Here is a 19,103-nt window from a genome sequence, read left to right as displayed (position 1 = left end):
GCCGCCTGCAGCACTGGACCAGCACGAGCCCGGGGAGGACGAGTGGCCAGGCCGACCATCGCCGACATCGCCGCGCGCGCCGGCGTGTCCAAGGGTGCGGTGTCGTTCGCGCTCAACGGCCGCCCGGGCGTCAGCGAGCAGACCCGCGCGCGCATCCTCGCGGTCGCCGACGAGATGCACTGGCGCCCGCACAGCGCGGCCCGCGCGCTCGGCCGCGCCGCCCCCGACGCCGTCGGCCTGGTGCTCTCCCGCCCCGCGCAGACCCTCGGCGTCGAGCCGTTCTTCGGCGAGCTGCTCTCCGGGCTGCAGGCGGGCCTGTCGACGCGCGGCACCGCGCTGCAGCTGCTCATCGTCGACAGCCTCGAGGCCGAGATCGAGGTCTACCGCGACTGGGCCGCGCAGCAGCGGGTGGCCGGCTTCGTGGTGCTCGACCTGACCGTCGACGACCCGCGCCCGGCCGTGCTGGGCGAGCTGTCGGTGCCCTCGCTCGTGCTCGGCGGGCCGCTCGAACCCAGCGAGACACTGTCGTACGCCTGGATCGACGACGCCGAGGCGATGCTGTCGGCGATCGACTACCTCGCGGCCCTCGGCCACCACGACATCGTGCACGTCGCGGGGCTCGAGCAGTTCCGGCACACCCAGCGGCGGATCGCCGCGCTGGAGTCCTCGCGCGAGCGGCTCGACCTGCGCTGCCGCTCGATCCCGACCGACTTCAGCGACACCGAGGGCGCGGCCATCACCCGCCGGCTGCTCGCCTCGCGCGAGCGGCCGACGGCGATCGTCTACGACAGCGACGTGATGGCCGTGGCGGGTCTCGGCGTCGCGCTCGAGATGGGCGTCGACGTGCCGGGCGAGGTCTCGATCGTCTCGTTCGACGACTCGCTGCTGACCCGGCTCACCCACCCCGCGCTGACCGCGCTGTCGCGCGACACCCAGGCCTGGGGCCGCGAGATCGGCGAGCTGATCCTGCGCCTGGTCGACGAGCCCGGCGAGCGGGTGGTGCACCAGCACCCCACGCCCACGCTCGTGGTGCGCGAGAGCACCGCGCGCGTACGCCGTTCCTGAGCACCCGTTGCCACGCGCCACTTAAGCGGTTTAGGGTTCGGGCGTTCACCAGCCCCGGACGAGAGCAGCCCCCGTGACACCTCCGAGCACGTCGGACCCGGCCCCGCGTCGGATCGGCGCGAACTACGTGCCCTCGCGCGGCTGGTTCTACAGCTGGCTCGACCTCGACCCCGACGCGGTGCGCCGCGACCTCGCCGACCTGGCGGGCATCGGGCTGGACCACGTGCGCGTCTTCCCCGTGTGGCCGTGGGTCCAGCCCAACCGCGGGCTGATCCGCCAGCGGGCGATCGACGACCTGCTCACCGTGATCGACCTGGCCGCCGAGGCCGGGCTCGACGTGTCCGTCGACCTGCTGCAGGGACACCTGTCCAGCTTCGACTTCCTGCCCTCGTGGGTGCTCACCTGGCACCGCCGCTCGGTGTTCGAGGACCGCGACGTGCGAGCGGGGCTGCGGACGTACGTCGAGACCGTGACGCGCGCGGTCGCGACGCGGCCCAACGTGTTCGCGGTGACCCTCGGCAACGAGGTCAACAACCTGTGGCCGGCCAACGCGACCACCGCGGCGACCTCGACCGACTGGGCGCGCGAGCTGGTGTCGACCGCGAAGGCCGCCGCGCCCGAGCTGCTGGTCCTGCACTCGCTGTTCGACGACGCGTTCTACGCCCCGGACCACCCGTTCGTGCCGTCCGACGTCACCGAGATCGGCGACCTCAGCACCGTGCACTCGTGGGTGTTCAACGGCGTCTCGCGCATCGACGGGCCGCTCGGTGACGCGACGACCACGCACGCCGACTACCTCGTCGAGCTGGCCGCCGCGACGGCGACCGACCCGCGAAGGCCGGTGTGGCTGCAGGAGATCGGCGCACCGCTGCCCGACATCGGTGCGGGCGAGGCCGACGCGTTCGTGCGCCGCACGCTGGAGCACGTCGGCGCCAACCCGGCCCTGTGGGGCGTGACCTGGTGGTGCTCGCACGACCTGTCGCGCGACCTGCTCGACTTCCCCGACCGGGAGTACGACCTCGGCCTGTTCACCGTCGACCACCGGCCGAAGCCGGCGGCCCTGGCGCTGGCCGAGTGCATCCCGGCGCTGCGCCGGCCCGTCGTCGCCGAGCGGCCGGGCCTGGTGTGCGACGTCGACCTGCTGCGCCAGCCGCAGCGGCGTGCCGAGGTCGCCCCGGGCAGCGACTTCCACCGCGCGTGGGTGCAGGCGCGGTCGGCCGGGCCGGTCGCGATCGTGCCCGCCGGGCGCTCGGCGGACGTGCTGCGCGAGCGCGGCGTGGTCGGCACCGTGCCGGCCGAGGACGTACGTCCGACCTGGGTGGACGCGCGCGACTGACCCGCGGTGAGCCCGGAGTGCGAGGCTCCGGGGCTCCGGGGCTGCGGGGCTGGGGGCTGCTTTCCACAGCCCGGCGCCCCGGCCGGGTGGTGTCCACAGGCCGGGGCTCGGGTCTCGCGCGGGGCGCCGGGCCGGGTGAGGCTCGCCGTATGTCGGAGGACGTCGAACAGATCAGGCGGGCGGCCGGCCGGGCCGGGCGGATGACCCTCGAGGCGCGGGCCGCGGCGACGGCGCTGCGCCGGGCCGACGGGGTGACCTGGCAGAGCCTGGGGGCCACGGCATACCGCCGGCGGCTCGAGGAGCGCGCCCGCGAGATGGACCGGTGCGCCGAGGGGCTCGCGCTGCTGCAGCGCAAGCTGCTGGTGCACGCGGTCGCGGTCGACCACCAGGAGCGCATGCTCGCGCGGGTCGGGCAGCAGGTCGGCGCGACGGTCACGGCCACCGGCGCGACGCTGGACCAGATCGCCCCGTGGCTGCCGGGCGGCACCGCGGTCCGGGCCGTGGGGCGGTTGCCGTGAGCGGCGTGCGGCGGGTCATCCACCCCGACCCCGACGGGCCCGAGCTGGCGCCGCTGCGCGACCCGCTGCGGCCGAAGCTGCTGCTGTCGTCGTGGCAGGGCGACCGGCAGCTCACCGCCGCCGCCGCGCTCGACGGCGAGCGGTTCGTGCTGTCGGTGACGTTCGTGCACGAGGCGGCCGTCGCCGCACAGGGCCGCAGCACCGGCCCGGCCTGGGCCCTGGTCGACGAGCTGTGGCGGCTGGTGCCCACGGCCGGGGGCGCCGACGCCACGGCCGGGGGCGCCGGTGCCGCGGCCGGGAGCGCCGACGCGGTGCTCGAGCCGGCCGACCACGACCTCGCCGACGAGGAGCCGCTGCCGGCGCCGTGCGTGGAGTTCGGCGACCTGCTGGTGCTGTGCGACGTGCTGCGCCGCGACGAGACCGAGGTGCTGGCGGTGGCCCTCGACGACCTGGGGCTGGCCGACGTCCCGCGGTGGGTGCGCAGCGCGGCGACCTCGACGACGGGCGGGGTGACCGTGGCAGTCGACCCGGGCGGCGACCGACGTCCGCTGACGATCGTCTCGGCGCTGGCCACGGCCGACGGATGGTGGCGGCTCGCGGCGCACCCGCACGAGCAGATCAGCGCGGCGCCGCTCTCAGCCGCGATGCTGCGTGACGAGCTGCTCGACGCGGCCGTGGTCCTCACGCGCCCGGCCGGTGCCGCCGCGCGGGCCGTGACCGGATGAGCCGGACCTCGCCGGGGTGCGGCCCGGGCCCGGGGCGCCCGCAGGTCACCGGCGGGGCGGTGTCGATCGAGGCCGACCTGGGCGACATGCGGTCGGTGGCGTGGCGGCTCGACCGGTCGGGCGACACCGCGCGCGACCTGGGGCGGCAGGTGATGCACGTCGACGGCATCCCGCTGCGCTCCTCGTTCCTGTCCCCCTTCACCGCGGGGGCGGTCAACCTGCAGATGCAGGCGCTGGCGTACGGCCCGCGCGGGCTGCACAGCCTCGGCATCCGCATCGAGCTGGTCGCCCGCGGGGTGCGGCTGGGCGCCGGCGCCTACGAGGCGGTCGAGCGGCGCCGGTCGGCGGCCTTCGAGGCGGTGCAGCTGTCGGTGGGGGTGCCGGTCGTGCTGACCGTCGTCAGCGGCACGGCCGTCACCTCGGTGGTGCAGTCGGTCACCGAGCACCCCGCGAGCTGGTTCACGCCCCAAGGGTTCCCGCGCGACCGCGACCCGGTCGCCGACGTGGTCGCCCGATTCCTGCGCGGGCTCGACGCCACGGTCTACGCCAACCCCGGCATCGTCGACCTCGCCGTCGCCGGCGGCCGGTGGATGCTGCCGCCGGGGCCGCTCGAGCAGCAGGCCGGGCAGCTGCTGGTGCTGCTGCGCGCCGGCGGGCTGGCCCGCGACGACCGGCCGCTCACCGTCACGTCCGTGCCCCTGCCGCAGGCAGGGCAGGCCGCGAGAAGCGTTGGTGCCGCTGACGATCCACCGGCCGTCGGGGCCGCGACCGACGCACCCGGCGACCTGTCGGGGTTGCTGCAGACCCAGTCGGCGATCGCCGCGCCGTCCGCGGCCGGGGCGGCGGGCTCACGGGTGCGCGTGCAGCGCGTCGTCGGCGGCGACGGGCAGGCCCGGTGGGTGGTCAACATCCCCGGCACCCAGGACTGGAGCCTGGGCTCCCCACCAACCCCAGCGACGGCCCGACCAACCTCGCGGCGGTCGGCGGCGTGGCCACGAGGCTCTACGCCGCGATCGCCCAGGCGGTCGCCGCCGCGATGCGCTCGGCCGGCGTGCGGCCGGGCAGCGAGCCGGTGCTGCTGAGCGGGCACAGCCAGGGCGGCCTCGTCGCCACCCGGCTCGCGGCCGACCCCGCGTTTCGCCGGCGCTTCCGGGTCACCTCGGTGCTCACGGCCGGGTCGCCGGTGTCGCGCGTCGACGTGCCGAAGGACGTGCGGGTGCTGTCGCTGGAGCACCGCAGCGACCTGGTGCCCCGGCTCGACCAGAAGGCCGACCCCGACACCGTCAACCGGGTCCGGGTCGTGCTCGATCCCTCGCCGCTGCCGGGCTGCGCGCCCGAGTCGGTGATCGGCGTGCACGACTCCGACCGGTACGCCCGCAGCGCCGCGCAGCAGCTCGCGCGCGGCAGCGTGCGCGACCCCCAGCTCGTGCAGTGGTACCTCGACAACGACGGGTTCCTGCGCGGCCGGACGACGACGTACGACTTCTTGATCCGTCGACCACCGGAGAGACCGTGATGCCGCGTCGGCCGCGTCGCGTCAGGGGGCGGCGGCCCCGGTGCCCTGGGTCTGCTCGACCGCCTCCTCCTCGTCGAGATCGACTGCGGCGCCTCGGAACTGGGCCTGGTAGAGGCGGTAGTACGCACCCTCGGCAGCGATCAGCTCGTCGTGCGAACCCTGCTCGACGATGCCGCCGTCCTCCATCACGAGGATCACGTCGGCGTCGCGGATCGTGGAGAGGCGGTGGGCGATGACGAAGCTCGTGCGGTCGGTGCGCAGCGCCGCCATGGCCTGCTGCAGCAGCAGCTCGGTGCGGGTGTCGACCGAGCTGGTGGCCTCGTCGAGGATCAGCAGCGACGGGTCGGCGACGAACGCGCGCGCGATGGTCACCAGCTGCCGCTCGCCGACGCTGAGGTTGCTGGCCTCGTCGTCGATGAGCGTGTCGTAACCGTCGGGCAGCGAGTGCACGAACCGGTCGACGAAGGTGGCCTCGGCCGCCTGCTGGATCTGCTCGGGCGTCGCGTCGGGGTTGCCGTAGGCGATGTTGTCGCGGATGGTGCCGGCGAACAGCCAGGTGTCCTGCAGCACCATGCCGATCCGGGCGCGCAGCTCCTCGCGCGGGACCGAGGCGATGTCGACGCCGTCGAGCGTGATGCGCCCGCCGTCGAGCTCGTAGAAGCGCATGAGCAGGTTGACCAGGGTGGTCTTGCCGGCGCCCGTCGGGCCGACGATCGCGACGGTCTGGCCCGGCTCGGCGACCAGGTCGAGGTGCTCGATCAGCGGCCGCTCGCCGTAGCCGAACGACACGTCCTCGAAGGCCACCCGCCCGCGCGTCGGGCGCGGCAGGCGCTCGGCCTGCTCGGGCGTCTGCTCGGGCGCGTCGAGCAGCTCGAAGACCCGCTCGGCCGACGCCACGCCCGACTGCAGCAGGTTGGCCATCGACGCAAGCTGGCTGAGCGGCTGGGTGAACTGGCGGGAGTACTGCACGAACGCGGTGACCTCGCCGAGCGACAGCTGCCCGCTCACGACCCGCAGCGCACCGACCACGCAGATGACGACGTAGGAGAGGTTCCCGACGAACATCATGATCGGCATCATCAGCCCGCTGACGAACTGCGCCTTGTAGCTCACGTCGGTGAGCTCGGCGTTCTTCTCGGCGAACCGCGCGCCCACCTCGCGGCGACGGCCGAAGACGGTCACGAGCTCGTGGCCGGTGTAGGCCTCCTCGATCTGGGCGTTGAGCTCGCCGGTGTGCTGCCACTGCTGCATGAACAGCCGCTGGCTGCGCTTCATGACCTGCCGGGTCAGCAGCAGCGCGAGCGGGATCGACACCAGCGCCACCAGGGTCAGCAGCGGCGAGATGCTCAGCATCATCACGATGACGCCGATGACCGTGAGCAGCGAGATCAGCAGCTGGCTCAACGTCTGGCTGAGCGACTGGGAGATGTTGTCGACGTCGTTGGTGACCCGCGACAGCAGCTCGCCGCGCGGCTGTCCGTCCAGGTAGGACAGCGGCAGCCGGTGGATCTTGTCCTCGACCTCTTGGCGCAGCCGTCGCACGGTCGCCTGGACCGCGTCGTTGAGCAGCCAGGCCTGGACGAACTGTGCCAGGGCCGCGAAGGCGTACAGCGCGACGACGATCAGCAGCACCCGTCCGACCGCGCCGAAGTCGACGCCGACCCCCGGCACCACGTCCAGCCGCGAGACCATGTCTGCCATGTCGTTCTGACCGGCCGCCCGCATGCCCGCGACGACCGTCTCGAGGCTCTGCCCCGCGGGCAGCTGCTGGCCCACCGCGCCGGCGAACACCAGGTCGATCGCCTGACCCAGCACCCGGGGACCGATCACCGACAGCGTCACCGAGACCACCGCCAGCGCCACCACCAGGACCATCCGCCCCCGCTCGGGGCGCAGCAGACCGATGAGTCGCTTCGCCGACGGCACGAAGTTCAGCGACTTCCCCACCGGCGGCATCGCCGACAGCGGGTCGCGCCCGCCGCCGCGCACGGGCGCGGCCGGTGTCTCCCTCTCCTGCTGCTCATCCGTCATGTCTTCTGTCGCGCTCGATCGCACTCCGCTCCGGCCGCGTGCTCGTCCCTCACCCGCACCCTGCGCTGCGCGCTCCTCGCCGCTCATGGAACCCCCGCCCCCGCCTGGCTCTCCACGATCTCCCGATACGTCTCGCACGTCTGGAGCAGGTCGTCGTGCCGGCCGTCGCCGACGACCCGGCCGTCCTCGAGCACCAGGATCCGGTCGGCGTCGCGCACGCTGGCCGCCCGCTGGGCGACGACGAGCACCGTCGCGTCGCGGGTGATCGGCTCCAGCGCGGCCCGCAGCCGGGCGTCGGTGGCCAGGTCCAGCGCCGAGAAGGAGTCGTCGAACAGATAGATCCGCGGCCGCGCCACCAGCGCTCGGGCGATGCACAGCCGCTGCCGCTGCCCGCCCGACACGTTGCTGCCGCCCTGGAAGATCGGCGCCTCGAGCCCGCCCGGCATCCGCTCGACGAAGTCGCGCGCCTGGGCGATCTCGAGGGCCTGCCACAGCTCGTCGTCGGTGGCGTCGGGCCGGCCGTAGCGCAGGTTGCTCGCGATCGTCCCGCTGAACAGGAACGGCTTCTGCGGCACGATCCCGAGGTGCCCCCACAGCACGTCGGGCTCGATCCGGCGCACGTCGACCCCGTCGATGCGCACCTCGCCCGCGGTGGCGTCGAACAGCCGCGCGACCAGCGACAGCAGCGTGGTCTTGCCCGCGCCGGTCGAGCCGATGATCGCCACCGTCTGGCCCGGCTCGGCGTGCAGGTCGACGCCGGTGAGCACCGGCTGGTCGGCGCCCGGGTAGCGCATCCCCACGTCGACCAGGTCGACCACGCCGTGCAGCTCGCGCAGCGGCGCCGGGTCGGCGGGCGGCACCACCGAGCTGTCGGTGTCGAGGACCTGCTGGATGCGCTCGGCGGCGACCGAGGCGCGCGGCACCAGCATGAACATGAAGGTCGCCATCATCACCGACATCAGGATCTGCACCAGATAGGTCATGTACGCCGTCAGCGCCCCGACCTGCATGTCACCGCTCGCGACCCGCTGGCCGCCGAACCACACCACCGCGACGGTCGACAGGTTCATCACGAGCATCACGACGGGGAACATCGCGCCCATCAGCCGCCCGACGATGCGCGCCACGTCGGTGAGCTGGGTGTTGGCGTCGGTGAAGCGGTCGATCTCGTAGGGCTCGCGCACGAACGCCCGCACCACGCGCAGCCCCATCAGCTGCTCGCGCAGCACCCGGTTGACCCCGTCGAGCCGGGTCTGCATCAGCCGGAACTGCGGCACCATCTGCCGCACGATCAGCCCGATGGAGACCGCGAGCACCGGCACGGCGACGACCATCAGCCAGGAGAGGCCGACGTCCTCGCGCAGCGCCATGATGACCCCGCCGATCATCATGATCGGAGCACTCACCGCCAGCGTCGCGCTCATCAGCACGAGCATCTGCACCTGCTGCACGTCGTTCGTGGTGCGGGTGATCAGCGACGGGGCGCCGAACTCGTTGACCTCACGTCCCGAGAACCGGGTGACCCGGTCGAAGATCGCAGCGCGCACGTCGCGCCCGAAGCTCATGGCCGTGCGCGCGCCGGTGAACGTCGCGGCCGCGGCGGCGATGATCTGCACGACGCTGACCAGCAGCATCACGCCGCCGACCCGCCAGATGTATCCGATGTCGCCGCGGGCCAGGCCGTTGTCGATGATGTCGGCGTTGAGGCTCGGCAGATAGAGCGACGTGACGACGCTGATCAGCTGCAGCACGACCAGCAGCGCGACCCAGGGTCGGTATGACGCCAGCCCGGAGCGCACCAGGCGCAGCAGCATCGGGTCTCCTTCCGGGACGCGAGCCAGACCTCACGCCCTCGGCACCATCTTCGCCGCTGGGGACCCGCCCGGGTGGGTTCCCGCCGAACCGGCCACCGACGTACGCCCTTGCGGACCACCGCCGACCCGTGCGCCCGAGCGCACGCACCCACGGTCCACCGCCAGAGCGTGCGCGCTCCGCGGCGTCAGGCCAGCTTGTTCTGCCGCAGCCAGGTCTGGGCGACGGTGGCGGCGTCGCGCTTGTCGACCACGACCTGCTTGAGCATCTGCGCGAGCGAGGCGGTGGTCAGCTTGGCCGACACCTGGTCGAGCGTGACCTGGACGGTGGGGGTGGCCGACGAGCGGGCGATGAGCGGCACGACGTTGTCGGAGCCGAACAGCTGCTTGTCGTCGCGCAGCACCACGAAGCCGTTGGTCGTGATCGAGGGGTCGGTGGAGAAGATGTTGGCGGCCGTGGCCTGGCCGTTCTTCAGCGCGGCCGCGAGGGTGGCGGTGTTGCTGATCGGCCGGAACGCCTTGGGCGTCAGGTTGTAGGTCGACTTCAGCCCCACCAGCCCCTGCTCGCGGGTGCGGAACTCCGGCGGCGCGGCGATGGTGACCTCGTTCGCCCGCTTGGCCAGGTCGGAGACGGTCTTGAGGTTCCACTTCTGCGCGGTCTCCTTGGTGACCACCATCGCGTTGGAGTCCTCGGCGGTCGACTTCGCCCCGACGACCTGGCTGCACGGCACGGCGGTGCGCAGCGCGGCGTAGATCTGCTCGGTGCCCTTGACCTTGGTGTCGGGCTGCAGGAAGTTCAGCAGCGAGTTGGTGTATTCGGGGACGACCTGCACCGAGCCGTCGCCGAGCGCCTGCAGGTAGGCCTCGCGCGCGCCGATCGGGTCGGTCGTCGAGGCGTTGACGCCTTTGGCCTTGAGCGCGCCGGCATACAGCTCGGCGATCAGCTGCGACTCGGGGAAGTCCGCGGCGCCGACCTTGATGGGGCCGGCCTGCGGCTGCTCGGTGGAGCACGCCTCCCCGCCTCCGCCGGCCGCCTCGAGCGGGTCTCCGGAGAGGCCGCACCCGGTCAGCAGCACGGCGCAGGCGCCGGCGGCGAGGGCTGCGCGTCGAGTGGGTCGGGTGGTCATGCCGTGGCCTGCTCTCTGGTGGCGTTGGGGGTGGCGGATCCGGTGTCGGCGTCGGCGGCCGACCGCGCGGGGCGCAGCCGCCGTCGGGACGTGCGCCCGGTGAGCCCGGGCGAGACGATGCTGCGCTGCACGAGCGCGAGCACCAGGTCGAGCACCAGCGCGAGCGCCGCGACCAGCAGCGCGCCGCCGATCATCTCGTCGGACTGGCTGGTCTGCCGGCCGTCGATGACGTAGCGCCCCAGCCCGCCGAGCCCGGTGAACGCCGCGATGGTCGCGGTGGCCACGACCTGCAGCGTGGCGCTGCGCACGCCGGACAGGATCAGCGGCAGCGCGTTGGGCAGCTCGACCTTGAAGAAGACCTCGCGGCCGGTCATGCCCATGCCCTTGGCCGCGTCGCGCGCGGCCGGGTCGACCTCGCTGACGCCGGAGTACGCGCCCGCCAGCAGCGGCGGCAGCGCCAGCACCACGAGCGCGACGATCGAGGGCAGCAGGAAGCCGAGGTTGGTGTCGCCCTGGAACTTCGGCTGCAACCACAGCACCAGCACCAGCAGCAGACCCAGGCTCGGGATCGCGCGGGCGGCGTTGGCGACGGTGATCATCCAGGCGCCGCGGCCGGTGTGGGCGATCCAGGTGCCGAGCGGCAGCGCGATCAGCATCGCGAAGAGCATCGTCAGGCCGGTGTAGCCGAGGTGCTCCAGCAGCCGGTTGGCGATGCCGGCGTCGCCCGACCAGTTCTCGGAGCTGGTCAGCCAGGTCCAGACCTCGGAGAGGATCATGCCGTCGCCCCCGCTCGCTGCCACCGGGTGAGCAACCGCGTGATGGCCTGGATGACGAGGTCGAAGACCAGCGCCAGCAGCAGGATCGCGACGATGCCGACCCAGATCTCGGTCCAGTAGGTGCGGTTGTAGCCGTTGGTCAGGTAGACGCCCAGCTGCGGGATGCCCAGCAGCGCGGCGACGCTGACGATGCTCACGTTGCTCACCGCCGCGACCCGCAGCCCGGCGCCGATGACCGGCACCGCGAGCGGCAGCTCGACCGACACGAACCGCTTGAACGGGGTGTATCCCATCGCCGTCGCCGCCTGCCGCACGGTCTCGGGCACCGCGTCGAGCCCGTCGACGACGGTGCGCACCAGCAGCGCCAGCGTGTAGAGCGTCATCGCGGCCACGACGTTCCAGCCCGCGAGGATCGGAGTGCCGAGGATCAGCGGCATCACGACGAACAGCGCCAGCGAGGGGATGGTGTAGAGCAGGCCCGAGGCGGTGAGCAGCCCGGTGCGCAGCCAGGACGCGCGGCGCGCGAGCCAGCCCAGCGGCAGCGCGAGCGCGAGCCCGATGAGCAGCGGGATGCCGGCCATCTCGGCGTGCAGGAAGGTGCGGTAGGCGATGTCGCCGAGGTTGTCGGAGACGAACGACGCGTCGAGCGCCTTCATGCCGACCGGTCCTCGGTGGGTGCGACGTCGTCGGGGTCGACCTCGGGGCGGTCGGTGGCCTCGATGGCGGCGAGCACCTCGTGCGCCCGCACCGACCCGAGCAGCCGGCCCTTGTCGTCGACCACGACCCCGCGCCGGCTCGGCGAGGACAGCGCCGCGTCGAGCATCGCGCGCAGCGGACCGTCGGCCCGGGCGACGGTGCCGCCGCGGTGCAGCATCGACGGCTCGATCGCGGCCTGGATGCGTTGCGGCTCGACCCAGCCCTGCGGCCGGGCCTCGTCGTCGACGACCAGCACCCAGGGGTCGTTGGTCGCCGCGCGCACGGCGTCGGGCTCGGCGCCCATCGGCACCACGACCTCCTCGCGCAGCGGCAGCTGCGGGGAGGGCTGGAAGCTGAGTGAGCGATAGCCGCGGTCGCGCCCGACGAAGTCGGCCACGAAGTCGTCGATCGGGTGGGCCAGCAGGTATTCGGGCGTCGCGACCTGGGCGAGCACGCCGCCGACGCGCAGCACGGCCACCTGGTCGCCCATCTTGATGGCCTCGTCGATGTCGTGCGTGACGAAGACGATGGTCTTGCCGAGCTCGTCCTGCAGCCGGAGGAACTCGTCCTGCAGCTGGTCGCGCACCACCGGGTCGACGGCGCTGAACGGCTCGTCCATCAGCATCACCGGCGGGTCGGCCGCGAGCGCCCGGGCGACCCCGACGCGCTGCTGCTGACCGCCGGACAGCTGGGCGGGATAACGGTCGGCGTAGGCCCCCGGCAGCCCCACGAGCTCGAGCACCTCGCGCGCCCGCGAGCGCGCCTTGTCCTTGGACCAGCCGAGCAGCAGCGGCACGGTCGCGACGTTGTCGACGACGGTGCGGTGCGGGAACAGGCCGGCGTGCTGGATGACGTAGCCGATGCCCCGGCGCAGGGTCGCGGCGTCGGTGGACATGATGTCCTGCCCGTCGATCGCGATCGTGCCCGACGTCGGGTCGGTCATCCGGTTGACCATGCGCAACGAGGTGGTCTTGCCGCAGCCGGAGGGGCCGACCAGCACCGTGATCTTGCCGGTGGGGGCCTCCAGCGACAGCTTGTCGACCGCGATCGTCGGCTCACCGCCCCGCGCGCTGGGGTAGGACTTGGTGACCTCGTCGAACGTGATCATGGCCCCAACCTATGGGCACGGACCGACAGGTGTCAGGACGTACGTCCGCCGCCCCGCCGTAAGGGTGAGCCGCCCCTCCCCCGGGCCGGCGAGCCGGGCGTACGCCTCCCGCGCCTCCCGCTCAGCGGGCGAGCAGCCGGTCGATGGTGAACCGCGAGGCGAGCCGGTGCCAGGCGGGCGCGCGGTGCAGCATCGCGTGGGCGTCGTCCAGCCCCACGAACTGCGCGTCGCCGCCGGCCGCCGCGACCCGCTCGACCAGGTCGCGGGCCGCGGCCGGGTCGGTGCGCCGGTCGCGCAGCCCGTGCACCACGAGCAGCGGGGTGCCGACGAACGGTTCGGCGGCGTAGGCGTCGGACAGCCAGGGGCGAGCGCGACGATGCTGCTGACCTCCGGGTGGCCCGCCAGCTCGAACGCGGTGCGCCCGCCCATCGAGTGGCCGATCACCCCGATCGGCACGTCGGGGAAGCGCTCGCGCAGCCGCCCGAGCGCCCACTCCGCGTCGGCGACCGACGACTTGGCGTCGCCGTTCCAGCCGCGCACGGCGTTGCGCAGCACGGCCGGGCCGACCCGCCCGCGGCTGCGCAGGCGTACGTCGCGCGCGAAGGGGATCATCCGCAGCAGGGCGGGGTCGAGCCGGGTGACCGGGAGGGTGCTGGTCGGCTCGCCGCCGTGCAGCACCAGCGCCACGGCCCCCGGCCGCCGACCGCGCGGCAGGCTCAGGTGGGGCCGGTGCGCCGCGGTGACCTCGGGCGCCTCCTCGCTCGGCACCGGCGCTCAGACCTCGCTGCGGTGGAAGCGGGAGAACGACTTGCTCGCGGTGGGGCCGCGCTGGCCCTGGTAGTGCGAGCCGTACTTCTCGCTGCCGTAAGGGTTCTCGGCCGGCGAGCTGAGCTGGAAGAAGCACAGCTGACCGATCTTCATGCCCGGCCACAGCTTGATCGGCAGGGTCGCGACGTTGGACAGCTCGAGGGTGACGTGGCCGGAGAAGCCGGGGTCGACGAAGCCCGCCGTCGCGTGGGTGAGCAGTCCGAGCCGGCCGAGACTCGACTTGCCCTCGACGCGGGCGGCGACGTCGTCGGGCAGGGTGACCTGCTCGTACGTCGAGCCCAGGACGAACTCCCCCGGGTGCAGCACGAACGGCTCCTCGCCGCGCACCTCGAACGCGCGGGTCAGCTCCGGCTGCTCCTCGGCGGGGTCGATGTAGGGGTACTTGTGGTTGTCGAACAGCCGGAAGTGCCGGTCGAGGCGGATGTCGATGCTGGACGGCTGGACCATCGCCGGGTCGTAGGGATCGAGGGCCACGCGGCCGGCGTCGATCTGGGCGAGGATGTCGCGGTCGGAGAGCAGCACGACGCCAAACTAGACGACCCGCCGCTCAGCGCGGGATCGTGCCCGTGCGCACGTGCCACTCGCCGCCGCCCCGCACCCGCCCCACGATGCCGCGCTGCAGCGAGGTCTCCTGGGGCAGCCGCTCCAGGTCGAGGTCGCCGCGCAGCGCGAAGGTGAAGTAGAGCGCGTCGGCGTTCCCCGGGGCCAGCTCGTCGGTCAGCCGCCACCGCTGCTGGAAGCGGGCGATGTTGCTCTCCGGCGCGACCGTCTCCAGCAGCTGGGGGTCCAACAGCCAAGAGCGACAGTGCAACCCGCGCACCGGCAGGTCGGGGAAGTGCCGGTCGAAGAAGGCGTACGCCCGCGCGAACGACGCGTCGACCGCACCCGGGTCGAGGGGTCCGGTGCGGGGGATGTGGGCGGACAGCCAGCGCCCCTGCTCGGGCACGTCGAACAGGTTGAGCTGCAGCCGGCCGAGCCAGTAGAGCGCGCCCGACCAGGGAGCGGTGAGCCACAGGGCGGTGCGCAGCCCGAAGGTGCCGTCGTAGGCCGCGCGGTCGATGCGCAGCTGCACCCCGAACAGGCTCAGCGCCGTCCACGAGTCGGCGTCGGGGATGCCGCGGTCGGCGTGGAAGGCGCGCACCTCCGGCACGGTGGCAAGCAGCGCGGCCAGGCGCAGCAGCCCCGGCGGGCGCGCCGCCTCGTCGGGCACCGCCGCGAACAGGTCGGGGTCGGGCATCCGGTAGACGCCGAGGTGCCCGAGCACCGCGTCCGCGGCCGTCGCGACGCGCGCGTGGTCGGCGGCGTCGAGGGTCGGCAGCCAGCGCACCAGCTCGGCGGCGTCGTCGGGCTCGACCGCGAGCGGGTCGAGCAACGGGCGCACCCGGTCCAGGGCCAGCCGGTCGGCGATCTGCTCAGGGGTCACGGGCCTCGACACTACGAGGTGGCCCGCGGCTCCGCCTCAGCCGAGGAGGTACGCGATCAGCAGGATCACCGGCACGGCACCGGCGGTGGTCAGCAGGATGGTGTCGCGGGCGAGGGTGGTGGCCCGGTCGTATCGGCTGGCGTGCACGTAGATGTTCTGCGCGGTCGGCAGCGCCGAGCAGACCACGACGGCGAGCAGCGGGTGCCCGTCGAGGCCGAGCGCGAAGTGCGCGACGAGATAGGCGACGAGCGGCTGCACGACCAGCTTCAGCGCGGTGGTGAGCGCCAGCTCCGCCTTCGGGATGCCGCCGCCGAGGCCGGGTCCGAGCCGCAGCGCGATGCCGTACGCGATGAGCATGCCGGGCACGGCCATCGAGCCGACGAGCTCGATGGGGCGTCCGACGAACTCCGGCAGCCGCCAGCCGGTGACCGCAAGCAGCAGGCCGAGCAGGGTGCCGAGGGTTAGCGGGTTGGTGAACGGGCGCAGCAGGATGTCCCGCAGCGACACCCGGCGCCCGCCGCGGTCGGCGTCGAGCACCGCGAGCGCGAGCGGCTGCAGCACGAGCAGCTGCAGCAGCAGGGTGGGCGCGACGAAGGAGGCGTTGCCGAGGACGTACGCCGCGACGGGCAGGCCGAGGTTGCCGGCGTTGACATAGCTGCTCGACAGCGCGCCGATGACGGTGTCTCCGCTGCCGCGCCGCCAGACGAACCGGGCGGCGAGGGCGTACGTCAGGGCCGGGACGAGCACGCCGGCGGCGGTGGCCACGAGGTTGCCGGAGAGCACGCCGTGCACGTCGGTGTCGGCGATGGTGGTCACCAGCAGCGCCGGCGAGGCGACGAAGAACGCCAGCCGGGAGAGGATCACGCGGGCCTGGTCGTCCACGAGGCGGATGTGGGCGAGGAGCGCGCCGAGGGCGATGACCAGGCCGATCGTGGCGAATCCCTCGAGCACCGCTGTCACGAGTCACATGCTCTCGCCGGGCGAGTTCGGGAGTGCGGGCGGGTGTCGGTTAGACTCCGTGGCGCCGTGCCGTTGCAGACCGGTCCAGACCGGACGAGCGGCCGCGCGGGCGTAGTTCAATGGTAGAACATCAGCTTCCCAAGCTGAATACGCGAGTTCGATTCTCGTCGCCCGCTCCAGACAGCGAAAAGCCGCCGGTCCCAACGGGATCCGGCGGCTTTCGCGTGCTGCTGACGCGGGTCAGCCGCAGTGGAACGACTCACGGTTGTAGCTGTAGACCGTCCCGTCGTGCTCGGTGAGCGACACGGTGATGCCGATGCAACGCCCGGCGGCGTTCTTCAGGTTCGACGCGCCCGCGTAGTTCGCGAACACGCCGCTGTCCTTGGCGCCGTCGTTGTAGTTGTAGGCGTAGCGGATGGCCGCGGTCATGTCGTGCGAGCCCCAGATGTTGTCGTTCAGGACCAGACAGTTCTTGCCACCGTTGCTGCTGCTGTAGTACAGCCGCCACTGCGCGGTCGAGTGCCGGGTCCCGTTGCTGCTGTAGAGCCGGCCCGAGTTGATCAGCGAGCCGCTGCACGAGCTGCTGATGTAGCCGTTCGGCCCGGTGAAGCTGCTGTCGGCCTTGGCCCCGGGCGCCAGGGCGATCCCGGTGGCGGCGGCGCCGACGACAGCAGCTGCCGCGGCCGTACGACGAACGGTCTTGATCTTCATGGTGTTTCCCCTTGTGCGGTGCACGACGGGCCCCCGCCCGTCTCGGCCCAACCTCCTGCGCGTCCGGCGCGAGGTCAAGGGGTGAGGCGGGTGAGGGCTCGTCTGCGAGAGATGTCTCTCCGGGGGTTGACGATCAGGCCGGGACGATGAGTCCGTTCGTCGCGGTGCGCGCGGCCTCGAACCGGCGGATGACGTCGGCCCAGTTGACGACGTTCCACCAGGCCTTGACGTAGTCGGCCTTGACGTTCTTGTAGTCGAGGTAGAACGCGTGCTCCCACATGTCCAGCATGAGCAGCGGGGTGAGGCCGACCGGCAGGTTGCCCTGGTGGTCGTACAGCTGGCAGATCAGCAGCTTCTGGCCCACCGAGTCCCAGGCGAGGATCGACCAGCCGGAGCCCTGGATGCCGAGCGCGTTGGCGGTGAAGTGCGAGCGGAACGCGTCGAACGAGCCGAACTGGTCGTCGAGCGCCTGCTGCAGCTCACCGTCGGGCTTGTCGCCGCCGTCGGGCGACATGTTCGGCCAGAACACCGAGTGGTTGACGTGCCCCGCGAGGTTGAACGCGAGGTTCTTCTCGAGCAGGTTGACCGTGCTCAGGTCGTCCTTGTCGCGCGCCTCCGCCATCTGCTCGATCGCGGTGTTCGCACCCTTGACGTAGGTCTCGTGGTGCTTGTCGTGGTGGAGCTCCATGATCTCGCCGCTGATGTGCGGGGCGAGCGCGTCGTAGTCGTAGGGCAGCTCGGGGAGCTGGTAGTCGGCCATGTGCACCTCCGGTTCGGATCGGCTATATGCGACTTTGTCGCATGTAGCCCAACCCTAGTCCGGGCCGCTGGAGGCCCCCGGGCCGGTGCCGACCGGTCGAGTACGCCCGACGCAAGCCGGTCGCGTACGCCGGCACAAGCCGGTCGAGTAGGCCGAGGAACGAGGCCGTATCGAGACCCGGCACGGAGAACGACGAACCCCGCGGATCTGTTGGCGTTCCGCGGCTCCGGGGCGGCTGTCAGTGGTCGGTCGTAGCGTGGGTCTCAGTCGAACACCAGTTCGCCCGTCGTGGGACGAGCGTCACCCGGGGAGGGGAGGGCATGGCGGTCAGCACAGCGACCAGCACGGCGAGCCGGCCGCGTGTCGCGGGCGGCGTCACCGTGGCGTCCACCCTGCACGAGCTGCACGCGGTGCTGGACGCGCTGGGTGACGAGCCCGGCCCGGGAGTGCTCGCCGACGCCGACGCGTTGGAGCGCGCGGTGGCCGAGACCGAGCGGCTGGCACGGCGCGTGGCCTCTCTGAAGCTGCGGCTGGTGGCGTGCGCGAACCGGTCCAAGGTCGCCAGACAGAGCGGGTTCTCCACCACGGGGGCCTGGCTGGCGCGGCAGACCAACAGCACCGGCGGCGCTGCGACCCGGGAGGCCGACCTCGCCGAGCAGCTCGACGAGCGACTTCCCGCGACCGGCACCGCGATGTCCCAGGGCCGCGTCTCGCCCGAGCACGCGGGGGTGATCGCGTGGGCGATCACGCAGCTGCCCGAGGGGCTGTCGCCGGACCAGGTCGCACGGGTCGAGGAGTCGTTGGTGGGTGACGCGGCCCGGATGTCGGCGCCGAGACTGCGCACCGCGGCCCGGCGCGCCCTCTCGGTCGTCGAGCGCGACCAGCGCAAGGTCGATGAGCACGAAGACCGGGTCCTGCGCGACGAGGAGAGCTCGGCGCTGGACCGGTGCCGCCTCACGATGCACGACAACCACGACGGCACCGTCTCCGGGTCGTTCGTCGTGCCCCGCCCCGCCGGGGACATCCTGCGCAAGACCGTGCAACAGCTCGCCTCGCCCCGTCGCCAACGCAACGCTGGCGACGCCGACAACGCCTTCTACCATGACGGTCACCAGGGCGGCAGCGCCCGCTCGGTCAGAAGCGTCGGCGCGCCCGGGGACAAGACCGCCACCTGGGCCGAGGTCGACTGGCCGCACCAGTACGGCCGGGCCTTCGCGCAGCTGCTCGAGCACCTGCCGACCGACCGGTTGCACGGCAAGGTCGCTGCCACGGTCGTGGTCACCATGACCCGGGAGCAGCTGCTCGCCGACCTCGCCTCGGCCGGCCTCGACACGGGGCACGACATCTCGTCCGGGGACGCGCGGCGCCTGGCCTGCGGGGCCGGGATCCTGCCCGCGGTGCTCGACGGGCCGTCCCTGCCGCTCGACCTGGGCCGCACGCGGCGGTTCTTCACCGAGGCGCAGCGCACCGCGCTGGCCACCCGATACTCCGAGTGCGCGGTCGACGGGTGCGACCGGCCCTACGCCTGGACCGAGCTGCACCACGAGACTCCCTACGCCGCCGGCGGTCCGACCGACCTTGCCCACGCCGTCCCGATGTGCGGCTGGCACCACCGCGCCTACCACCTGCCCGGCACCGAAGCCACGATCCGCACCCACGCCGGGACCGGCGTCAAGACCGTCCAGTTCCACCGTCGCACATAGGGATTGGCG

Annotated in this window: 19 protein-coding genes and 1 tRNA gene; 8 read left to right on the top strand and 12 right to left on the bottom strand. The window is 72.8% G+C overall.

Annotation, left to right across the window (positions count from 1 at the left end; translation table 11 throughout):
* Positions 1 to 42 precede the first annotated feature (42 nt).
* The 6 genes from QUE40_RS00370 to QUE40_RS00345 all read left to right on the top strand — a co-directional run bounded on the left by QUE40_RS00370 (position 43) and on the right by QUE40_RS00345 (position 5,160).
* On the top strand, positions 43 to 1,065 hold the full coding sequence (locus QUE40_RS00370; protein ID WP_142007719.1) for a LacI family DNA-binding transcriptional regulator: 1,023 nt from the start codon (positions 43 to 45) through the stop codon (positions 1,063 to 1,065).
* Positions 1,066 to 1,138: 73 nt separating this feature from the next.
* Positions 1,139 to 2,401, top strand: a complete 1,263-nt coding sequence (locus QUE40_RS00365) for a glycoside hydrolase 5 family protein (RefSeq protein WP_289231973.1) — start codon at positions 1,139 to 1,141, stop codon at positions 2,399 to 2,401.
* Positions 2,402 to 2,550: 149 nt separating this feature from the next.
* Complete coding sequence (locus QUE40_RS00360; protein ID WP_289231972.1) at positions 2,551 to 2,919, top strand: hypothetical protein; 369 nt, start codon at positions 2,551 to 2,553, stop codon at positions 2,917 to 2,919.
* Positions 2,916 to 3,644, top strand: coding sequence for a hypothetical protein (locus tag QUE40_RS00355; protein ID WP_289231971.1), 729 nt, complete (start codon positions 2,916 to 2,918; stop codon positions 3,642 to 3,644). The genes QUE40_RS00360 and QUE40_RS00355 overlap by 4 nt, the downstream gene beginning before the upstream one ends.
* Positions 3,641 to 4,726, top strand: coding sequence for a hypothetical protein (locus tag QUE40_RS00350; protein ID WP_289231970.1), 1,086 nt, complete (start codon positions 3,641 to 3,643; stop codon positions 4,724 to 4,726). The genes QUE40_RS00355 and QUE40_RS00350 overlap by 4 nt, the downstream gene beginning before the upstream one ends.
* Positions 4,633 to 5,160 (top strand): PGAP1-like alpha/beta domain-containing protein, encoded by a 528-nt coding sequence (locus tag QUE40_RS00345; RefSeq protein WP_289231969.1) that lies wholly within the window; start codon positions 4,633 to 4,635, stop codon positions 5,158 to 5,160. Before QUE40_RS00350 ends, QUE40_RS00345 begins: the two co-directional genes overlap by 94 nt.
* A gap of 21 nt (positions 5,161 to 5,181) precedes the next feature.
* Here the strand turns inward: QUE40_RS00345 and QUE40_RS00340 are convergent, their stop codons facing one another.
* The 10 genes from QUE40_RS00340 to QUE40_RS00295 all read right to left on the bottom strand — a co-directional run bounded on the left by QUE40_RS00340 (position 5,182) and on the right by QUE40_RS00295 (position 15,920).
* Entirely contained in the window at positions 5,182 to 7,191 is a 2,010-nt protein-coding gene (locus QUE40_RS00340) for an ABC transporter ATP-binding protein (protein ID WP_289231968.1), read from the bottom strand.
* Positions 7,192 to 7,274: 83 nt separating this feature from the next.
* Positions 7,275 to 9,005 (bottom strand): ABC transporter ATP-binding protein, encoded by a 1,731-nt coding sequence (locus QUE40_RS00335; protein ID WP_289231967.1) that lies wholly within the window; start codon positions 9,003 to 9,005, stop codon positions 7,275 to 7,277.
* Between the two features lie 185 nt (positions 9,006 to 9,190).
* Positions 9,191 to 10,129: an ABC transporter substrate-binding protein gene (locus QUE40_RS00330; protein WP_142007713.1), complete on the bottom strand. Its 939-nt coding sequence runs from the start codon at positions 10,127 to 10,129 to the stop codon at positions 9,191 to 9,193.
* A complete protein-coding gene (locus QUE40_RS00325; protein ID WP_170206951.1) occupies positions 10,126 to 10,905 on the bottom strand; it encodes an ABC transporter permease in 780 nt (259 codons plus the stop codon). Before QUE40_RS00325 ends, QUE40_RS00330 begins: the two co-directional genes overlap by 4 nt.
* Positions 10,902 to 11,561: an ABC transporter permease gene (locus QUE40_RS00320; RefSeq protein ID WP_142007711.1), complete on the bottom strand. Its 660-nt coding sequence runs from the start codon at positions 11,559 to 11,561 to the stop codon at positions 10,902 to 10,904. The genes QUE40_RS00325 and QUE40_RS00320 overlap by 4 nt, the downstream gene beginning before the upstream one ends.
* Positions 11,558 to 12,709: an ABC transporter ATP-binding protein gene (locus QUE40_RS00315; RefSeq protein ID WP_289231966.1), complete on the bottom strand. Its 1,152-nt coding sequence runs from the start codon at positions 12,707 to 12,709 to the stop codon at positions 11,558 to 11,560. The genes QUE40_RS00320 and QUE40_RS00315 overlap by 4 nt, the downstream gene beginning before the upstream one ends.
* A 9-nt stretch (positions 12,710 to 12,718) precedes the next feature.
* The gene (locus tag QUE40_RS00310) at positions 12,719 to 13,477 is read right to left on the bottom strand and encodes an alpha/beta hydrolase family protein (RefSeq protein ID WP_289231965.1); all 759 of its coding nucleotides are present in this window, start codon (positions 13,475 to 13,477) and stop codon (positions 12,719 to 12,721) included.
* Positions 13,478 to 13,483: 6 nt separating this feature from the next.
* On the bottom strand, positions 13,484 to 14,059 hold the full coding sequence (gene dcd, locus QUE40_RS00305) for a dCTP deaminase (protein ID WP_142007709.1): 576 nt from the start codon (positions 14,057 to 14,059) through the stop codon (positions 13,484 to 13,486).
* A gap of 25 nt (positions 14,060 to 14,084) precedes the next feature.
* Complete coding sequence (locus QUE40_RS00300) at positions 14,085 to 14,960, bottom strand: acyltransferase domain-containing protein (RefSeq protein ID WP_289231964.1); 876 nt, start codon at positions 14,958 to 14,960, stop codon at positions 14,085 to 14,087.
* A 36-nt stretch (positions 14,961 to 14,996) separates the two neighbouring features.
* Positions 14,997 to 15,920 carry an AEC family transporter gene (locus QUE40_RS00295; RefSeq protein ID WP_142007707.1) on the bottom strand — a complete coding sequence of 308 codons (924 nt, stop codon included), beginning with the start codon at positions 15,918 to 15,920 and terminating at the stop codon, positions 14,997 to 14,999.
* Between the two features lie 105 nt (positions 15,921 to 16,025).
* On the opposite strand from QUE40_RS00295, the gene QUE40_RS00290 reads away from it, so the two are divergent.
* Positions 16,026 to 16,099 (top strand) — tRNA-Gly (locus tag QUE40_RS00290).
* 61 nt (positions 16,100 to 16,160) lie between these two features.
* On the opposite strand, the gene QUE40_RS00285 is transcribed toward QUE40_RS00290, so the two are convergent.
* Together QUE40_RS00285 and QUE40_RS00280 are read right to left on the bottom strand one after the other, a co-directional pair.
* Positions 16,161 to 16,631 (bottom strand): hypothetical protein, encoded by a 471-nt coding sequence (locus tag QUE40_RS00285; protein ID WP_289231963.1) that lies wholly within the window; start codon positions 16,629 to 16,631, stop codon positions 16,161 to 16,163.
* Positions 16,632 to 16,764: 133 nt separating this feature from the next.
* Positions 16,765 to 17,391, bottom strand: a complete 627-nt coding sequence (locus tag QUE40_RS00280; protein WP_142007705.1) for a superoxide dismutase — start codon at positions 17,389 to 17,391, stop codon at positions 16,765 to 16,767.
* Positions 17,392 to 17,711: 320 nt separating this feature from the next.
* Between QUE40_RS00280 and QUE40_RS00275 the strand changes: the two genes are divergently transcribed.
* The gene (locus QUE40_RS00275) at positions 17,712 to 19,094 is read left to right on the top strand and encodes an HNH endonuclease signature motif containing protein (RefSeq protein ID WP_289231962.1); all 1,383 of its coding nucleotides are present in this window, start codon (positions 17,712 to 17,714) and stop codon (positions 19,092 to 19,094) included.
* Positions 19,095 to 19,103 lie beyond the last annotated feature (9 nt).

This window comes from Barrientosiimonas endolithica, from assembly GCF_030296655.1.
In the GTDB taxonomy this organism is placed as follows: Bacteria; Actinomycetota; Actinomycetes; order Actinomycetales; family Dermatophilaceae; genus Barrientosiimonas; species Barrientosiimonas humi.
The sequence above is the reverse complement of the archived record's forward strand: the minus strand, read 5'-3'. Positions and strand labels throughout refer to the sequence as shown.

Coding starts and splice junctions, on each gene's coding strand:
- QUE40_RS00275 (WP_289231962.1), top strand. CDS start 17,712: ATGGCGGTCAGCACAGCGACCAGCACGGCGAGCCGGCCGCGTGTCGCG.
- QUE40_RS00315 (WP_289231966.1), bottom strand. CDS start 12,709: ATGATCACGTTCGACGAGGTCACCAAGTCCTACCCCAGCGCGCGGGGC.
- QUE40_RS00350 (WP_289231970.1), top strand. CDS start 3,641: ATGAGCCGGACCTCGCCGGGGTGCGGCCCGGGCCCGGGGCGCCCGCAG.
- QUE40_RS00360 (WP_289231972.1), top strand. CDS start 2,551: ATGTCGGAGGACGTCGAACAGATCAGGCGGGCGGCCGGCCGGGCCGGG.
- QUE40_RS00280 (WP_142007705.1), bottom strand. CDS start 17,391: ATGGCCGACTACCAGCTCCCCGAGCTGCCCTACGACTACGACGCGCTC.
- QUE40_RS00330 (WP_142007713.1), bottom strand. CDS start 10,129: ATGACCACCCGACCCACTCGACGCGCAGCCCTCGCCGCCGGCGCCTGC.
- QUE40_RS00335 (WP_289231967.1), bottom strand. CDS start 9,005: ATGCTGCTGCGCCTGGTGCGCTCCGGGCTGGCGTCATACCGACCCTGG.
- QUE40_RS00340 (WP_289231968.1), bottom strand. CDS start 7,191: ATGACGGATGAGCAGCAGGAGAGGGAGACACCGGCCGCGCCCGTGCGC.
- QUE40_RS00285 (WP_289231963.1), bottom strand. CDS start 16,631: ATGAAGATCAAGACCGTTCGTCGTACGGCCGCGGCAGCTGCTGTCGTC.
- QUE40_RS00320 (WP_142007711.1), bottom strand. CDS start 11,561: ATGAAGGCGCTCGACGCGTCGTTCGTCTCCGACAACCTCGGCGACATC.
- QUE40_RS00325 (WP_170206951.1), bottom strand. CDS start 10,905: ATGATCCTCTCCGAGGTCTGGACCTGGCTGACCAGCTCCGAGAACTGG.